Genomic DNA, 17,181 nt, shown 5'->3' on the forward strand with positions numbered 1-17,181 from the left:
CATTGTGCCCCATGTATTACTAATATTTGCTGATATTTATAATCCCAGTTCTTCCTTCAGTTCGTGATATATCTTGTACGCACTGAATTTCATCGGAATATGATAGTCGTCTTTATCACCATGGGTAGGAGTCCATACCTGTGCATAGAACGGATTTACTTTGGCGATCTCACCATAATGCCATTCATCCTTTAAGCACTCCGGACACCAGTGTCCTCCCTTCAAAACTGCATTTGGCGACATCTCAAATTCATGGCCCAGCCCACATTTCCATTTCAGCGGAGTTGTGAGGTCACCTTTTACCATAGTGTCTGACAGACACTCGCCTCCCCTGAATGCAGCAGCCTTCTTCATGTCCTCCAGATCCAGCTCCGCTTCAGGCTTATTCTCGTCATATCCGTGATCCAGATAAGACGGCTCTTCACTGGGGCGGTACATTTCAAAGCCTTCCTCAAAGCTCTTGATGGCATCATGGTTCTCCCTGGAACCAAAGAATGCTTTGATCCAGTCTTCCTGATCTGTCTCAAACATCCACTTAGGTCCCATCTCCTTGTGAGCAACAGCTTCATTGTCTGCTCTCATTTTTTCTGCATCCGGCATCATCGGCCCGATCATTGGATTAGCTTTCAGAGCCTTTGTATCCTCCTGAGATTCCTTCCAGTATGTCTTGCCGTCCACAAATCTAAAGTGGAGATACTCATCCAGCTTATCTGCATCTGTATACCACTGCCCATGGAAGTTAAACAGAGCCATATCCCTGGAATCCATGGCATCTTCAAACTTGAATCCCAGCGGCTCATACATAATATTCTGGAATTCCCAGCATGTCAGCCTGAAATCCCTGCCGCTGCTTAAGTTATATGCCTTTCTCCAGAAGCTCTCATCCACCCAGTCCTCGCAGAGATTTGCCATACAGCTGCCTGACTCCTGGGATGCACACCACTCCAGCACGTTATTTACCGGCTGGTGGAAGATAATAGGCTGCCCCACAGTTGCCTCATTGCAGGGGAACTGTCCTGTCTGGCGGATAGACACCCAGTGCTTCAGGCCAGACTCAAATACTGCCATCTCTGAGAATACCTTGGATATCCCGTAATAATCATGAATAGACGGATTGATCGGGTCTCCGCACCTGCCCCAGTGGATGGGATCCAGACGGCTTCCGGTCATAGCTACTGTTGCCACATATGCCAGATGTATATCGTCAGGATTCGGCTGTGCCTTGATAGCCTTTATGATCTTAAGGGTTGAACCGATATTTGTCTTCAGTGTTTCCTCCGGGTACAGGTCGGCCGCCGGAGAAACCATAGCTCCTATGTGGAGCACATAGTCCGCCCCTGTGACACATTTCAGTATAGTATCATAGTCATTCATGTCGCCCCAGATAACTTCCAGGTTCGGATGTGCAATTTCTCTCATCTTCTGCCTGTTTTTATCACTTGGACGTGCCAGAGCCCTCACCTTGAACCTGGGGGCACGTGACAGCAGCTTAAGTATTGTCTCTTTGCCCATCGTGCCTGTTCCTCCGGTTACAAATACCACCTTTGGCCGTTTGCAGGCATCCTCATGCATCTCCTTCTCATCAAAATGCAGCGCCACATCAAAAGCTTCCCTCGTGGCATTTATTGCTCTGCGGGCTGCCGCAGCATCTCCCACAGCAAAATATGCAATGCCGTTTTTCCTGCATGCCTCCTCCAGTGCACTGCCGTCCCGTGACCTGGCCCCTATAGCCATAACTGCATAATCACACGGATATTCCACACTCTCTCCGTCTTTCTTTGCAATTACCTTTCCCTGGCAGATCTCAGTTACAGTTACATCTGTGACAGGTGTGATGCCTGCCGCATAGACATTCTCAGTCACGCAGATTTTTCTGGTGGAGCCCATATCCTGACAGAACTCATGAAGCATCTCCAGGTCAGTTACCTTACATCCCTTCTGTGCCAGATATTCTGCTGTCTCCATTCCCACCATGCCGCCGCCGATGACTACTACATTTCCTGTACATCCGGCTTTTCCTGAGAGGACATCATGGGAATCAACCACAAACGGAAGGTCCCTGCCCGGAATATTCGGGATCGCAGGCACAGCGCCGATAGCATTAATAAATGTGTGCGGTTTTATTTCCTCTATCAGCTCCGGTGTCACTTTTGTATTCATGCGGATATCTACGCCCATATTGTGAGCCATCTCTCCCATGTGGATGACAGCTTCCTTCATCTCCGCCTTTCTCGGTGCCTCACCTGCAAGCAGGAACTGGCCGCCCAGCTTATCAGAAGCTTCACAGAGGATCGGGTTGTGCCCCCTCTGCTTCAGAGTAATAGCCGCTTCAAGTCCGCCGATTCCGCCTCCTGCGATCAGCACAGTCTCCGGTTTGTCAGTCTTTGTAATCCTGCATGCTGCCTCACGCCCAAGAGCCGGATTCCTCATACATGTAATGTGAGGGCTTAACTGGTTCTCAAACCCGTCATAGCATCCCTGGTTACATCCTATACAGCGGACAATCTCGTCCGGGCGTCCCTCTGCGGCCTTCCTGACAAATTCAGGATCAGCCAGCTGGCCTCTTCCTATTACAACCATATCCACTTTATCCTTCTCCAGGATATCCTCAGCCAGATCAGGCGTATTTATCCTACCCACGCCAATAGTAAGCATTCCCGTTTCTTTCCTGATCCTGGATGCATTTTCAATGTTAAAGCCCCTTTCCAGGTCGATGGGCGGAACTTCAAACTTCAGCCCTGCGGTGATAATATTTCCTCTGGAAATGTCCAGCACATCCACACCTGCCTCTTTAGCCAACTTACAGAATGCGATGACATCTTCAATTGTGAGGCCGCCCTCCAGATAATCGTCGTGGGCATCTATCCTCATAAGCACCGGCATGTCCTCCGGGATATTCTCCCTGACTGCCCGGATGATCTCCAGCGGAAATCTGGCCCTGTTCTCAAAGCTTCCCCCATACTCATCTGTCCTGTGGTTAATTCCCGGTGACAGGAAGGAATGGGGCAGATAATTGTGGGCTACGTGTACCTCCACACAGTCAAATCCCGCCTCTGTGGCACGTTTGGCTGCTGCCCCGAAGCATTCCACGATCTCATGTATCTGCTCTTTAGATATACCGGGCAGAGTCATCTGGGGTGAGATGGGCATATCACTTGCCACCAGTATCATAGCCGCCTGGTCCATACTCACTGCCAGGCTTCCCTGCCACAGCTGAAGCCCTGCTTTGCCGCCGGCATCATGGATCGCATCTGTCAGAGCTTTAAGCCCCGGTATGTATTTATCCTCCCCTATAGCCAGGAATTTCCTGGGAGAGCTTAACGGATGGACACTGCACACCTCCACAATATTCAAAGCAGTACCGTTTTTTGCCCTTTCCACATGATAATCGATCAGCTGCTGTGACACTGTCCTGTCCTTGTTGGCAAATTTAGTTCCCATTGCCGGCAGGATGATCCTGTTTTTCAGCTCCAGACCTCTGATCTTGACAGGCGTAAATAATTTTTCGTACATAAAATCCTCCTTTTCCCCATTTCAAATACTTGGTATTTGATTGATTTTTTTATCCGCGCCGGATAAATTGTATGTTTTCTTGCCCCTATATATGTTATTATACTAAAACAGCCTGAGGATATATGTGCCTTTTTAGCACAAATATCCTCAGGCTATTGTTCAAAATAAAGCTATATATGTCTGTTTTTATGTGCATATTTCTTTAAATCATTCCCATTTTCACCAGCTATCCATCCGTTCCCATGGTCTTAGGGACTGTCCTGTTCCTGCATAGAACGCCTGTATTCACCTGCCGTTTCTTTCATGTACTCCTTAAAAGCCCTGTTAAAGGTAGATATGTTCTCAAATCCTGTGAGTACGGCGATATCGCATACAGGCATCTGTGTGGCACAGAGCATCACTGAGGCATAGCGGACTCTGACCTCCGCAACCAGCTCACTGAAAGAGCATTTAAAATGACTTTTTATGATCTTCTGCAGAAGACTTACACTGATATGGAAATCCCTGGCGGCCATAGCCCCTGTAAGCTTGTCCCTGTAATTGCTGTGAACATACGCCAGCAGCTCCAGGGCTATGCTCTGGTATGCGGCTCCCGGATGCCGGGCATGCCCCCTGCCCTCATTCCTGTACTCCTCAGGCGTGAGCCCTGTATACTTTTTAAACTCCCTGTAAAATGTATTCATAGAAGAATAGCAGAAGAGCTTTGCTATAAAAGCAATGGAGAGATCCTCAAATTCTAGAAGGGAACAGACATTAAACATTCTGCTCAGATGTATGAGCTGCCTGAAACTGTAGCCTGTGGCTATCCTCAGCTTCTGGTTCAATTCCTGAGGCTCCATACCGTAATCACGGGCCATCTCCTCTAACGAGAGGTTCTGATGTGTTGTCAGCATGATGGTGCCTACAGCCTTCCACTCAGCAGACGGCATCTGGGGTGACTCACATGCATCCATCAGCGAATACCTTTTAAATAGCTCCTCCAGCTCCATAAACTTGTAGCAGCTGATGGACTCATACCCCAGCTCTTTCTCCTCATATTCTCTGAGTATCTCCTCAAACGCTGTTCTGACTTTCTGTGCCCTGCTGCCTGTGCACAATACTACAGGTGCGCCCTCATATAGAAAATCTGATATATTTTCATTCACAAAACCATGCAGGGTGCTTGTGACCGGCAGCGCCAGAGAACCGGACAGTGAATACAGCCGCATTTCCTCATCTACCTTGATGCTGTAGAAATGATACGGATTCAGATTTATAAAGCTTCCTCCCTCAATACCATACGTCAGCCCATTTACCGTGATACTGCCCCGTCCCGAAATAATAAAGATCTGCTCAACTCCCTCATGCTGGTGCAGAGGCACGTTCCTTGTTATCGATTCCCGCCTGGCGGCCATATCCAGCCTGCTTTTACCGAGCTGATAGTATTCACTGGCCGTATACCATTTATCCTGCTTTTTCAAGCCATCCCCTCCTTGTGCTGTCCCACCCTCACGCTCTAGCAGTGTCCCGTCCTGCGCAAAGCCAGTGTGCATTTACGCCTGATCTTATTCTTGATTATACAGCAAACCTGTATTTACGGTCAATTGTAACTGTTCCGTACCTTCACAGACCTTCTAATAGTTACAGTCAGTTTACATTTACTTTATAGAATATTTAATCTTTTACAAACTCTTCAGTTTCCTATCACACTTTCTTCACATTTCTTTTGTATAGTATTACTTGTAAACAACAAGCAGCACTATTAAAAAATTTCTTTTCATAACCCGCCAGCATCAAAAGATGCTGGCTCTCCCTCCCTTTAGGGAGTTTTTTGTGTTTCTATAAATGATGAACCAAGAAGGAGGATCCAAATGGTACAAAAAGAAGATCTGCTGAACCTGAACTTCTATAAAAAAACTGATTACACAGGAAGTATACGCCGTCTCTGCTACAAGATCGAGAAGGACGGTGACAATTTTCTAGTTACCTCATGGCCCGGGCCATACTGCTTTGACAAAACCCCGGGGGAAGTAAAATCTTTCCATACATTTGAATTTACCATGGATGCTCTCCAGGATATAGCCGACTATCTGAACAGGGAATCGGAAAAACTTGATGGCCAGAATTAATGTTACAAATTAATCTCTTTTCTTTTAAAGAGACACATGTTATAATACCAGTAGATTAACTATATGGAGACATAGCTCAGCTGGGAGAGCATTTGCTTGACGTGTAAAGGGTCGCAGGTTCGAGTCCTGTTGTCTCCATTAGGATTATTCTGAGCAGAAAGGAGTTATTATAATGAATTTCGAACATGAGTCAAACAGAATCGTGCTTTATGATGCTAACAAGAAGGTACTCGCCGAGGTTACCTTTCCCAATATCGACCAGACTACAGTAAACATCAACCATACTTTTGTGGATGACTCCCTCAGAGGCCAGGGTGTTGCCGCACAGCTGATGGAGGAAGTGGCCCGGCAGCTCCGTTTTCAGAATAAGAAGGCTATTCCCACATGCTCCTACGCTGTTGGCTGGTTCTCCAAAAGAAAAGAAAATTATAGTGATATACTAAGATAAACAGGGATGCTGCAAATGCAGCACCCCTTATTTTTTTCCGCGCGCCCGTCCTAAGTGTTCCGCAGCTGGTCCAGCAGCATCCAGTTGGCTCTGAATGGCTTCATGAGATTCCAGTAACCCATGCCCTTCAGCCCGTAAAATACTGCCAGCTCTGCCTTTGCAAGAATACTTCTCACATCTTCAAACCATACCTCGTGTGTCACGCCGTTCCTCTGATAAGTAAACCATGGGCTCATTGCTGTCTCATCAAACCTGATCTGTGCCCCTTCATTATCTGCTATCAGGACGGCATCTACATTTCCTATTGTGGTTGCCTTAGATTCCCCCCGGATAAATGGCAGCACCCAGTCGTAAGCATAATTGGGCATCCCCATATATATCTTGTCTGGGCTGATCTCTGAGACACCGTATTCCACTACCTCACGGACCTTATTGAGGGGAGCCACCGCCATTGGAGGGCCATATGTGTAAGGCCGCCCAGCCTGTCATTTACACTTAAAGGAGAACAGTTTTTCTATCGGCACCTCCAGCGCATCAGCTATCTTAAAAATCACATCCAGTGACACCCCAGTCTCAACTCCTATGGCCTCAATATTGCTCATATGAGTCCGGCTGATACCCACATCCTCAGCCAGCTGCTCCTGAGTCTTTCCCTTCAGCTTTCTGTAATAACAGATCAACAGTCCCACCTGTGCATATCTTGTATCCATACTAGCTCCTCCCTTAAAATTCAGCTTTACCAGTTACTTTTATTATAACATAGCATGGCTTTGCCCGCCAGAATCACTGCACCTTTTTCTCCCAAAGCTCATAGAATACACAGGGTGATTTTATGGATTCTGAGGAATATTATATCTATCTGAGAAAGTCCCGGACAGACCGGGAAGCAGAAATGCACGGAGAAGGTGAGACACTTGCCCGCCATGAACGCATACTCATGGAATTGGCCCGCTCTATGAATCTGAATATAACAAAAGTTTTCAGGGAGATCGTGTCAGGAGAGACCATTTCTGCCAGACCCGAGATGCAGAAACTGCTCTCCTGCGCAGAAGAGGGCAGATGTGCCGGGGTCCTGGTTATGGAGATAGAGCGTCTGGCGAGAGGCAATACTAAGGACCAGGGCATCGTGGCAGAGGCTTTTCACTATGGAAAGGTAAAAGTCATCACTCCTCTTAAGACTTACAACCCGGATGATGAATTTGATGAAGAGTACTTCGAATTCGGGCTGTTCATGTCCAGGCGTGAATACAAGACCATCAACCGCCGTCTCCAGCGGGGACGGACTGCTGCCGCATCGGAAGGCAGATATATCGCGGCAGGGGCCCCCTACGGCTACAGAAAGGTCAAGATCCCCAATGACAAAGGCTATACTCTGGAGATCATACCTGAGCAGGCTGATACAGTCAGGCTGATCTTCCAGCTGTATACAGAAGGCTGCCGGCTCCCAGACGGGACACAAAAGCATATGGGAATGCAGAAGATCTGCCGCTATCTGGACAGCTGCCATATCAGGCCTCCGAGAGGGGCGCAGTGGTCACGGTCCACTGTAAAGGATATCCTGCATAACATAACGTACACCGGAAAAGTCCCCTGGCAGCGCAGGATATGTGACAAAAGATATGTAAACGGCCATCTCACAGAGCACCGCTGCCGCTGCAGAAGCCCCCTCATCTCTGACGGGCTGCATCCTCCCATTATATCTGAAGAGATGTTCGCACTGGCTGCCCGCATCATGGAGCAAAACGCACCTCGCAAACTCCCTGCTCCCAAGCCCTGAACGGCGCTGCCTATGCCGGGGATATGCTGCTGCATGGCTTTATGTGTAACCCCACTCATATGTCATGAGCAGCACCGTGTCCGCATATTCTCCCAACAGGTGGTAATCCATCCCCTCATAAAGAAGACCCGGCTGATCTGCCGAGGTCTTCGGGGCCAGGGCCACGCTCACCGTATATCCCATTGGGGCGAGCCTTTCCCTCATATTTCTCACAAAGGCCGCATACAGCTCCCTGTCCTCCGGAAGTATATATTCAAAGTCCACATCAACCCCTGCATACTGCTTCTGCTGCAGCGCTAAGTGCAGGTTCGCGATTAACTGCTCCTGGACATACATATTTTCGGACACCAGCTTCACCAGCTGATTGTTAAATGTCCCTGTCTCACCAAAAGGTGTAAGCACAAGAACAGCCGGGACTCCAAAAGCCCTGGCCTCATTCAGAAGATACTCTTCCCCATCCGGAGGCAGCAGCTGCCCGGATGTAGTAAATCCATAGGAGAAGACAAGCAGTTCATCAATATACAGCAGAGACTCCTGCAGAATATCCCGGCTTATAAAAGGATATGCATAGCCCTCCACCCTCAGGCCGGCAAACCTCTGCCCACCCAGATCATTTTCATATGTGACTGCAACTTCCTCCCCCGCATAGGGGTATGGCTGCTGTAAAAGCCAGGGGTTGTTCCGGAGAAGGCGGCGCACAGTGATCCCATATGCACCTGCTATATCTCCCAGACTTTCCCCTGGCTTTACTATATGAACGGTCTTTGGCCGAAGTATAAGCAGGGACTGCCCGACGGCCAGCCCCACCTGCGAAAAAAGCTGATTATCATAACGGATTTTTTCTACGGAGACACCATACATCTGTGAAATTGAATAAAGTGTCTCACCCTGACTGACAACATGAACCATAACGAAATCCTGTTCGTAACCTCTCAGCAGCTGATCAGTTACTCCTTTTTCAATTATGATATGCCCGGACAGGCAAGAAAGTCCCCACGCCCGCTTCTTACCACAATTCTGTCAGCTGGCCTGCCGTATGGATCACGTAATCCGGTTCTGCGGCCTCACCCAGACCGTATGTTACATATGCAAACGGAATACCCGCTTCTCTGCAGGCCTCCTCGTCACCTTTTGTATCACCTACATAGACAACCTCATTCAGCCCATTTCTTTCCATGAGTATCCTGATATTCTTTCCTTTAGACAGCCCTGTGTCATCATAGCAGATAAAGTCCTTAAAATACTCAGAAAGGCCGGTGCTCTTTAACAGGACCTGTATATAACCATCCTGGCAGTTGCTGGCTATGAACAAAGGATATCGTGTGGATAATTCCTTAATAGCCTCCATGATCCCCGGATATACAGTCCCCGGCTCATCATAGAGATATTCATTCTCACGCTCATAGCATCTTGCCGCTACCCTGCCCCGTTCCTCCTCAGGCAGATCTCCAAAAAGCGAATCCCTTATCTCAGTCATTGGCTTTCCAAAAAGTCCTGTCAAGATCTGTGCATCCACTCTTATATCAAGATCTGTCTCATTTTCAAGCACATCATTCCATGCCTTTGCAACAGGCTCCCTCGAATCCCAGATCGTTCCGTCAATGTCAAATATGATTCCATCCATCTCTATACTCCTCATCAGCGCTTATTCTAATAATACAGAGCCAGTATATCATGGATCTTTCTTCTTTGGTAGCCATATTTACGCCTATATAATGTCTTCATATAACATCTTCATCCCTTCCGGTTTCCTCCCCGTCATATACGATTTCCCCGTCTATGATCGTATAAAGAGTCCTTGTAAATGTCTCCATGGGATTTCCATTAAATATGGCAATGTCAGCATCCTTCCCCTCTTCCAGGCTCCCCAGCCTCCCATCTACCCGGCAGATCCTGGCAGCATTTATAGTGATCGCCTTCAGGCCCTCTTCCATGGGAAGCCCTTCTTTAACCGCCAGGCCTGCGCACAGAGGCAGATAATTGATCAGGGAGACAGGATGATCTGTGGTAATAGCTGTCAAAACTCCGGCCCTGTGCAGTACCCCGGCTGTTTTGAAGCTCAGATTCTGGACCTCTATCTTGGATCTGGCCGTAAGGTCCGGACCCACAATAGCCGGAAAACCTGATTCCGCAATCTCCTCCGCGATCAGATGACCCTCTGTACAGTGGTCCAGAGTCAGTTCCACGTCAAATTCCTTTGCTATCCTTATGGCTGTCATGATGTCATCTGCCCTGTGCACATGGGTCTTCATGGGTATCTCTTTTCTGATCACAGGACCCCAGGCCTCCATTTTCAGATCCCTCTCCTGCTCCTGGCTGTCTTCCTGCTCTAATGTATATTTTCTGGCACGTTCCAGCTCCTGCCTTATAAGGAAAGCCGTGCCCATTCTTGTTGACGGACAGACATTCTGATCCCCGTAAGCAGTTTTTGGATTCTCGCCGAATGCTGTCTTCATGGCTGCCGGTTCCAGCACTGCCATCTTGTCAATACACCTTCCCTGTGTCTTCATAAAGACAAACTGCCCGCCAACAGGATTTGAACTTCCGGGTCCTGTCATTACCCCCGTTATACCTGCCTTGATCGCATCATGAAATGCAGGATCCATGGGGTTCACAGCGTCAATGGCCCTGAGCCCCGGCGTTACCGGCTCTGTGCACTCATTGCAGTCATCCCCGATGATCCCCCGTTTCTCCTCCACGATCCCAATATGGCAGTGGGCTTCTATGATGCCCGGCATCACAAATGCCCCTCTGACATCCAGCACCTGCTCCCTGCCTTCCCCGGAAATCTTCCCGTTTTTCTCTTCCAGCCGGGACATATCCCCAACATCTGCGATTTTTCCATCTTTTATCCACAAATATCCATTGTTAACCACATCACCGCACATGGTGTGCAGTTTTCCGTTTATTATGAGCATTCTGGTCACCTCTTTTTTGGTAAGTTTCCTCCAAAAAACAGGTTTTTATTCATCTCTGCTGATTTAGACCACAATTTTTACTGAGCTGCCCCTGGCTTTTTCTTTGCTCACTACTATCTGCCTGTCTATCCTCTCCTTCAGCTCCGAGACATGTGAAATAATGCCCACCAGACAATTCCCCTCTGTCAGATGGCTCAGCACATTTAATGCCATCTCTAAAGACTCCTCATCCAGGCTTCCAAATCCCTCATCCACAAACATGGTATCCAGCTGTATCCCTCCTGCCTGAGACTGTATCTCATCCGAAAGTCCCAGGGCAAGGGAGAGGGAGGCCTTAAATGATTCTCCGCCCGACAATGTCTTTACGCTGCGCAGTGTGCCATTATAGTGATCTACCACATCCAGCTCCAGTCCGCTCTGGCTCTTCAGATTGCCGGCCTCCTTTCTCCGCTTCAGTTCATACTGGCCTCCTGTCATCACCATGAGCCTTGTATTTGCCCTTGAGAGTATCCTCTCAAAATATACCATCTGGATATATGTCTCCAGCATTATACGCTCCTTGCCTGAGACTCCCCCGTTAGCAGTATCTGAAAGCGCCTTCATCCATCCTGCCCTCTTTTGGGCCTCCAGCAGCAGCTTTTCCCTGCCTGCGATGGCTTCGGCTACGCCGGTGTTTGTCCCAAGCCTTGTATATACCTCCCTGGCAGTCTCCTGCAGCCTCTCTTTCTCCTGAGATATTTCACTTTCTCTGTCTCTCAGCTGATCAGCGTCCTGCACCTCACCTTCCGTCTGCTGCCCCTTCAGTGCACTGATCTGTGCCTTAAGCTCGTTTATACGAATATTTTGGTTCTCATATTCACTCTTGGATTTCTCAAAAAGCCTGTCAAGCTCAGCTTTTTTCTGCTTTTGTTCCTCCAGTTTCTCCCTGGCTGCCTTCTCACTCTCGTAGTCCAGTGTCAGCAGCATTCTGGCGCGCTCTTCTTCCTTTGCTTTTTGCTCTGCCTCCAGGCCTGCGGCCAGCTTCTCAATCTCACCAGTCTCCTTCTGCTCCCTCTCTATCCGCGCCTCCAGCTCGGGTATCTCCTTCTCAAGCTCACTGCGCCTTTTCAATCCTGCCGCGAGAAGCTGTTCCTGCTTAGATATCTCTCCTTTAGAAGCAGACTGCCTATCAAGCAGAGCGCCTGCCCCGGCTCTGACTTCCCCCGGCTCCTCTCCCAGCTGCCAGGACGCTGCCAGCTCTGTAACTGTCCTGCGAAGTGTTTCTGCCCTTCCCTTAAGCTCACCTGCGGAGGCGCTCAGATCATATGCCTTTTTCTGGGCAGTATCCCTCTTCTTCTTTGCCTTTTCCAGCTGTTCCTGAGAAGGAATACTCCCCTCATGGGCCGCCGGTAACGGATGGGAGAGGGACCCGCAGACAGGGCAGGGCTCATTCTCTCTCAGATGGGCCGCCAGTACCCCTGCCTGTCCATCCAGATATTCCTGCTCTAACTTGTCATATTCCATGCCTGTGGCTCTTGCTTTCCCGGCTTCTTCCATATATTTTTTCTGAAGCTCTCCCAGCTGTCCATAAAGCCCCTCAAGCTCCGTACATTTTTTTTGAAGCTCCCGAAGCCTGCCCTCTTCTTCCTGCAGGCGTTTGAGCTCGTGTTCCAGTTCTGCTTTCTTCATGGGGATGTCCCCAAGCCCCGCAAGCTCTGCCCTGGACTTCTCCAGCTGCCTGGGCAGCCTCTCAAGAGATCTTTTCCTGTCTTCCCTCTGCTGCTCAAGATTTTTCAGCCTTGCTGCCGCCTGCCCGGCCTCCTTCTCTATCTTTTTAAGGATAAGATACTGCTGGATGCTCTCCTGGAGCCTTGTAACAGACAGTGAGAGCTCCTCCCTATGTCCTGCCATACTCTTTTGAGTCTCGTATGCCGCCAGTTTTTCTTCCAGCAGGGGCTTCTCCTTCTCCAACTGCCTCTCTTTTTCCTCTATGCCATCTCTTATCTTTTTTTCCGCCAGAGCTTTTTCCAGCGCCCTGTGGATATCTGCCAGAGTTTTATCCAGCTCTTTTTCAGCCTTCTTATATTTCTCCCAGAGTGCAGAGTCCTCCCTTATCCTGCAGTCCAGAAACTCCCTTGCATCCTCCAGAACAGTGATATTCCCTGCTGATTTTATCCTGTCCAGCTTTTCCTGCTCTTCCTCTTCTGCAGTTCCTTTAATGCCGCCCACATACTGGAGAATGCTCCTGCACAGCTCTTCATATTCTTCCCGGGCCGCTGATGCATCTGCCTTCAGTCTTTCCTGAAGCCGCTGATAAGGACCTGTGTGGAAAAGCTCCCTGAATATTTCTCCTCTTTCCTTTGTGGTAGCCAGAAGGAGCTTCAGAAATTCATCCTGTGCTATCATGGCTATCTGCATAAACTGGCTTCTGTCTATACCCAGCAGCTTTTCCGTTTCTTTTGTCACATTCTTTGCTCCGGATACTACACGGCCGTCCGGAAAGGTCAGAAGGGCGTCCGCCTTCTGTGAAGTGAAGCCTCCTCCTTTTCTGGAAGGGCGCATGTACTCAGGATTCCTCCTGACCGTATATATCTTCTGGCTGTACAAAAATTCCATCTCCACAAATGTGGGCGTCTCAGGATCAGCGTATTTGCTCCTGAACATATCCGCCTCCCTGTTCGCTCCGCTGGCTTCACCATACAGGGCAAATACAACAGCATCAAAGATCGTCGTCTTTCCGGCTCCTGTATCTCCGGAGATCAGATAGAGCCCTCTGTCTCCCAGCCTGTCCATATCCACGGTTACTTCCCCTGCATATGGGCCAAACGCACAGATCGTCAATTTTAATGGCCTCATCTTCCATCCTCCCATATATCTTCTATAAGCCTCTGCAGGTATTCCTTCTGCTCAGCCCCCATCTCCTGGTTATTCTGCAGCTCATACAGCTCTTCAAAAAACCCGGCCGGCGATTTATCTGTCCGGCCCTCATCTCCCGGCCCGCTTACAGACTGCATCTTCCTTGTTCTCATATTGTCATAGTCAAGCTTCATGATATTCGGATAGACTGAACGAAGTTTTCCTATGGCATCCAATATCTCTTCCTCATCCGTCAGGGTGATATGAAGGTAATCGTCAACTGCCGTATCCTTATAATTCCGCCTGTCAGTCAGCTCTTCATAGCTTCCCCGGAGCTCTCTCATGTCATGCAGAGGGATGAGCTGCCTTGTGCTGATATTGATTTTTCCTTTGCCTTCTATCTCCGCCACTGTCACTGACTTTTCATGGGCTGCCTCTGAAAATGAATATTTCAGCGGGCTGCCGCAATAGCGCATATTTTCCCCTCCTGCCTGCTGAGGCCTGTGGATATGGCCTAAAGCCACATAGTCAAAATCTTTAAATACTGACGAATCAATATTATCAAGGCCTCCCACACTCACCTCTTCAGAGTCAGAGCGCCCTGCCCCCGTAATAAACTGGTGGGCCACAAGCACGTTGCATACACCAGGTTCCAGTTCCATGTTCCCCACAACTGTCTCAAGGGCCTTTTCATAAGAATCTATTTCCGTCTCCGGAAAATATCTCCTCACGTGGGCGGGCTTTAAAAACGGAAGAAGGTAGATACGCGCCTCTGTCCCGCCGTTAATCAGAGTTACGTATTCCACTGTGCCGTCATATACAGGCGCTATATGCACTCCCTTATCCCTCATCAGCCTGCAGCCAAACGAGAGCCGCTCCGGGCTGTCATGGTTTCCGCTTATTATAAATACGGGTGCGCTGCCGTCAGCCAGGTTTGTGAGAAACCTGTCAAAGAGCTGTACTGCCTCTGCCGGGGGAACAGGCTTGTCATACACGTCTCCTGCTATAATGACTCCGTCCGGTTTTTCCTCCCGGACAATACCAAGTATCCTTTCAAGTATATATTCCTGATCCTCCAGCATTGAGAATTCATTGACTCGTTTTCCTAAATGCAGATCAGATAAATGTATCAGTTTCAACTCAGACCTCTTTTCCGGAATCCCTCTGATTCCTTTTATTTAACCAAAATTCCCCAAAAACAGATTCTGGCGCTTCACCTTGTCTGTCCTTGAGGAATCCTTATGTTACTTCAGAAGCTTCTTTGTCCAGTGTATGTAGAATGGGATCAGGGGAACCAGGGCAAAGATCCATGCCAGGGGCTCTCCCAGGCAGATACCCAAAAATCCGATCCGGGGAGCCAGTACCGCGGAGCTGATAGTCCTGGCAAGCAATTCTCCCACTCCTCCAAGCATGGGCACAAATCCATTTCCCATCCCCTGCAGGGCATTCCTGTAAAGGAAAATAGCGCTCAGGAACGGGTAGAAAAACGGTACCAGATGAAAATACTGGCTGCTGGCATCAAGTATCTCCTTTGTCATATCTGAACTGAAGATCTGTACAAGATAATATCCGGCGAAATAGAGGAACAGCATTGCCACGCCGCTGAATATGAGCGCGGCTATCTGACAGTCCCTGACTCCCTCACGTATACGCTTTACTTTGCCTGCCCCCATGTTCTGCCCTACATATGTAGAAAGCGCAGCGCCAAGGGAACTGAACATACTCATAAATATCCCCTGGATCTTGCTGGAAGCCGTAAATGCCGTTATGTAGACAGTTCCCAGCATATTCAGAGCTGACTGTATCAGGATATTTCCAATAGCAGTGATAGAAAACTGCAGGGCCATTGGAACTCCCAGACCCAGCAGACGCTTCATATACCGGCCTGATATAGCATCCTTTGGCCTGCTTTTCCAGAGCAGCGGGTACTTCTTTATAATAAAGGCCAGACACAAAAGCCCTGCGAAGAGCTGTGAGACTACTGTTGCGACAGCGGCGCCCACAACTCCCATCTTAAGCCATGCCACGCACACCAGATCCAATCCCAGATTTCCCACCACAGAGATCCCCAGAAAGATCAGGGGAGTCTTTGAATCCCCCAGCGCCCTCTGGACACTGGAAAGGATGTTGTACAGAAATGCCGCTCCTATCCCCCAGAAGGATATCCTTATATACTGGGTCACCTCTGCCTTCAGTTCCTGCGGCGTATTGACCACATCCACGATCCAGGGAAGTATGATCTGAAGGACCGCCGTCATCCCTGCCGTCATCAGAATACACAGAAGCAGAGAATTCAGAAAATAATCTGATACTTTCTTCTCATCCCCGCTTCCGAAGCTCCTTGCCACCATGATTGAAAATCCACTCGTCAGTCCTCCGGCCCAGCCTATGACCATCGTAATGATACCGCCGCATGACCCAACTGCGGCCAGAGCATTTACTCCCACGAACTGGCCCACTATCATAGTGTCTGTGATCTGATAAAACTGCTGCACTATGCTGCTGAGCATGATCGGCACTGCAAATGCAAGTATGAGCTTCACCGGGTTTCCTGTTGTCATATCTCGTGTCATTGTCTTGTCCCCCAAATGCTTAATATCTTTTCAGCGAAAAAGACCCTGTTAATCAGGGCCTTGATCTGCTATCCAGTATTAAGATTATCCTAAATTTCAGGATCAGTCAAGCGGGCTCACAAGCCTGAGATCACCAGATTCAGCAGGCGTGAAAATTTGTCTGCCCCATGTGAGAAATGTATGTCCTGCGGATCCATCTCAGCTCATAGCCGCCCCGTCAACCGAAAGGATCTCCCCAGTGATATAGCTGGCCATGTCACTTGCCAGGAACAGGAATGCATCTGCCACCTCTTCCGGCTCACCTATCCTCCTTAAAGGAATAGAATCCATGATCGGCTTGATCACCTGCTCAGGGAGGGCTGCCACCATATCAGTACGTGTAACGCCCGGCGCTACCGCATTTACTCTGATATTATCTTTTCCAAGCTCCCGTGCAAGTGACCTGGTAAGACCGTTGACGGCAAATTTGGAGGCCGGATAACCTGATCCTGCCGCCTGCCCGTACAGGCTTACCATTGAGCTTGTATTTATGATCACGCCCCCGCCCTGGGGTTTCATGATCCTGGCTGCTGCCTGGGAGGAGATAAACACTGAATTCAGGTTCAGATCAATAATATTTTTAAAATCCTCCGGCTTATAGTCATAAATGCTGTCTCTGGCTGAAATGCCTGCGTTATTTACAAGTATATCAAGCCTGCCCCACTTCCCGATAACCTCATCAAATGCTGCAGTCACCTGCCCCGGATCTCCCAGATCCGGATAAAGCCCCATCACTTCATATTCTTTTCCTTCCTTTGACAGTTCTTCCAAAGCTTTGTCCACTGTCTCTTTTCTGGAACCGAAAAGAGCTACTTTTGCCCCATTTTCCAAAAACTTCTTTACGACTGCAAAACCAATTCCTCTAGTACCGCCTGTAACTATAGCTGTTTTATTCTTTAGCATATGACAATCCTCCTGTGTTTATATTAATAATAGTAATTATTATTATATTATTTCCTATCACTATTAT

14 protein-coding genes and 1 tRNA gene are annotated in these 17,181 nt (G+C 48.7%); 4 read left to right on the forward strand and 11 right to left on the reverse strand.

The window, feature by feature from the left end:
- Positions 1–36: 36 nt before the first annotated feature.
- Positions 37–3,513 (reverse strand): bile acid Fe-S flavoenzyme BaiCD, encoded by a 3,477-nt coding sequence (baiCD, locus tag NSB28_RS25260; RefSeq protein ID WP_109625966.1) that lies wholly within the window; start codon positions 3,511–3,513, stop codon positions 37–39.
- A 248-nt stretch (positions 3,514–3,761) separates the two neighbouring features.
- Positions 3,762–4,973 (reverse strand): AraC family transcriptional regulator, encoded by a 1,212-nt coding sequence (locus tag NSB28_RS22555; protein WP_257497769.1) that lies wholly within the window; start codon positions 4,971–4,973, stop codon positions 3,762–3,764.
- Between the two features lie 390 nt (positions 4,974–5,363).
- Here NSB28_RS22555 and NSB28_RS22560 point away from each other — a divergent pair, with 390 nt between their 5' ends.
- The 3 genes from NSB28_RS22560 to NSB28_RS22570 all read left to right on the forward strand — a co-directional run bounded on the left by NSB28_RS22560 (position 5,364) and on the right by NSB28_RS22570 (position 6,069).
- Positions 5,364–5,621 (forward strand): GNAT family acetyltransferase, encoded by a 258-nt coding sequence (locus NSB28_RS22560; RefSeq protein ID WP_109625968.1) that lies wholly within the window; start codon positions 5,364–5,366, stop codon positions 5,619–5,621.
- Positions 5,622–5,686: 65 nt separating this feature from the next.
- Positions 5,687–5,759 (forward strand) — tRNA-Val (locus NSB28_RS22565).
- 34 nt (positions 5,760–5,793) lie between these two features.
- Positions 5,794–6,069: a GNAT family N-acetyltransferase gene (locus tag NSB28_RS22570; protein ID WP_109625969.1), complete on the forward strand. Its 276-nt coding sequence runs from the start codon at positions 5,794–5,796 to the stop codon at positions 6,067–6,069.
- A gap of 50 nt (positions 6,070–6,119) precedes the next feature.
- On the opposite strand, the gene NSB28_RS22575 is transcribed toward NSB28_RS22570, so the two are convergent.
- A complete protein-coding gene (locus NSB28_RS22575) occupies positions 6,120–6,521 on the reverse strand; it encodes a glycosyl hydrolase family 18 protein (protein WP_109625970.1) in 402 nt (133 codons plus the stop codon).
- A gap of 33 nt (positions 6,522–6,554) precedes the next feature.
- Positions 6,555–6,779 (reverse strand): helix-turn-helix domain-containing protein, encoded by a 225-nt coding sequence (locus NSB28_RS22580; protein WP_109625971.1) that lies wholly within the window; start codon positions 6,777–6,779, stop codon positions 6,555–6,557.
- Between the two features lie 122 nt (positions 6,780–6,901).
- Between NSB28_RS22580 and NSB28_RS22585 the strand changes: the two genes are divergently transcribed.
- The gene (locus NSB28_RS22585) at positions 6,902–7,846 is read left to right on the forward strand and encodes a recombinase family protein (RefSeq protein ID WP_109625972.1); all 945 of its coding nucleotides are present in this window, start codon (positions 6,902–6,904) and stop codon (positions 7,844–7,846) included.
- Between the two features lie 39 nt (positions 7,847–7,885).
- Here the strand turns inward: NSB28_RS22585 and NSB28_RS22590 are convergent, their stop codons facing one another.
- The 7 genes from NSB28_RS22590 to NSB28_RS22620 form a co-directional block, all read right to left on the reverse strand.
- Positions 7,886–8,755, reverse strand: coding sequence for a LysM peptidoglycan-binding domain-containing protein (locus tag NSB28_RS22590; RefSeq protein ID WP_109625973.1), 870 nt, complete (start codon positions 8,753–8,755; stop codon positions 7,886–7,888).
- A gap of 97 nt (positions 8,756–8,852) precedes the next feature.
- The gene (locus NSB28_RS22595) at positions 8,853–9,470 is read right to left on the reverse strand and encodes an HAD family hydrolase (RefSeq protein ID WP_109625974.1); all 618 of its coding nucleotides are present in this window, start codon (positions 9,468–9,470) and stop codon (positions 8,853–8,855) included.
- Between the two features lie 97 nt (positions 9,471–9,567).
- Positions 9,568–10,764 (reverse strand): amidohydrolase, encoded by a 1,197-nt coding sequence (locus tag NSB28_RS22600; protein WP_109625975.1) that lies wholly within the window; start codon positions 10,762–10,764, stop codon positions 9,568–9,570.
- Between the two features lie 63 nt (positions 10,765–10,827).
- The gene (locus NSB28_RS22605) at positions 10,828–13,599 is read right to left on the reverse strand and encodes an AAA family ATPase (RefSeq protein WP_257497770.1); all 2,772 of its coding nucleotides are present in this window, start codon (positions 13,597–13,599) and stop codon (positions 10,828–10,830) included.
- Positions 13,596–14,738, reverse strand: coding sequence for an exonuclease SbcCD subunit D (locus NSB28_RS22610; protein WP_109625977.1), 1,143 nt, complete (start codon positions 14,736–14,738; stop codon positions 13,596–13,598). Before NSB28_RS22610 ends, NSB28_RS22605 begins: the two co-directional genes overlap by 4 nt.
- A 105-nt stretch (positions 14,739–14,843) precedes the next feature.
- Positions 14,844–16,172 (reverse strand): MATE family efflux transporter, encoded by a 1,329-nt coding sequence (locus tag NSB28_RS22615; RefSeq protein ID WP_109625978.1) that lies wholly within the window; start codon positions 16,170–16,172, stop codon positions 14,844–14,846.
- Positions 16,173–16,370: 198 nt separating this feature from the next.
- Positions 16,371–17,114 (reverse strand): SDR family NAD(P)-dependent oxidoreductase, encoded by a 744-nt coding sequence (locus tag NSB28_RS22620; protein WP_109625979.1) that lies wholly within the window; start codon positions 17,112–17,114, stop codon positions 16,371–16,373.
- Positions 17,115–17,181: the final 67 nt, after the last annotated feature.

The organism is Murimonas intestini (assembly GCF_024622195.1).
Taxonomy (GTDB): domain Bacteria; phylum Bacillota; class Clostridia; order Lachnospirales; family Lachnospiraceae; genus Murimonas; species Murimonas intestini.

Bases quoted from the DNA above. Each gene is read 5' to 3' on its own strand.
- baiCD (WP_109625966.1), bottom strand. From the start codon at position 3,513: ATGTACGAAAAATTATTTACGCCTGTCAAGATCAGAGGTCTGGAGCTG.
- NSB28_RS22560 (WP_109625968.1), top strand. From the start codon at position 5,364: ATGGTACAAAAAGAAGATCTGCTGAACCTGAACTTCTATAAAAAAACT.
- NSB28_RS22570 (WP_109625969.1), top strand. From the start codon at position 5,794: ATGAATTTCGAACATGAGTCAAACAGAATCGTGCTTTATGATGCTAAC.
- NSB28_RS22575 (WP_109625970.1), bottom strand. From the start codon at position 6,521: ATGGCGGTGGCTCCCCTCAATAAGGTCCGTGAGGTAGTGGAATACGGT.
- NSB28_RS22580 (WP_109625971.1), bottom strand. From the start codon at position 6,779: ATGGATACAAGATATGCACAGGTGGGACTGTTGATCTGTTATTACAGA.
- NSB28_RS22585 (WP_109625972.1), top strand. From the start codon at position 6,902: ATGGATTCTGAGGAATATTATATCTATCTGAGAAAGTCCCGGACAGAC.
- NSB28_RS22590 (WP_109625973.1), bottom strand. From the start codon at position 8,755: ATGGTTCATGTTGTCAGTCAGGGTGAGACACTTTATTCAATTTCACAG.
- NSB28_RS22595 (WP_109625974.1), bottom strand. From the start codon at position 9,470: ATGGATGGAATCATATTTGACATTGACGGAACGATCTGGGATTCGAGG.
- NSB28_RS22600 (WP_109625975.1), bottom strand. From the start codon at position 10,764: ATGCTCATAATAAACGGAAAACTGCACACCATGTGCGGTGATGTGGTT.
- NSB28_RS22605 (WP_257497770.1), bottom strand. From the start codon at position 13,599: ATGAGGCCATTAAAATTGACGATCTGTGCGTTTGGCCCATATGCAGGG.
- NSB28_RS22615 (WP_109625978.1), bottom strand. From the start codon at position 16,172: ATGACACGAGATATGACAACAGGAAACCCGGTGAAGCTCATACTTGCA.
- NSB28_RS22620 (WP_109625979.1), bottom strand. From the start codon at position 17,114: ATGCTAAAGAATAAAACAGCTATAGTTACAGGCGGTACTAGAGGAATT.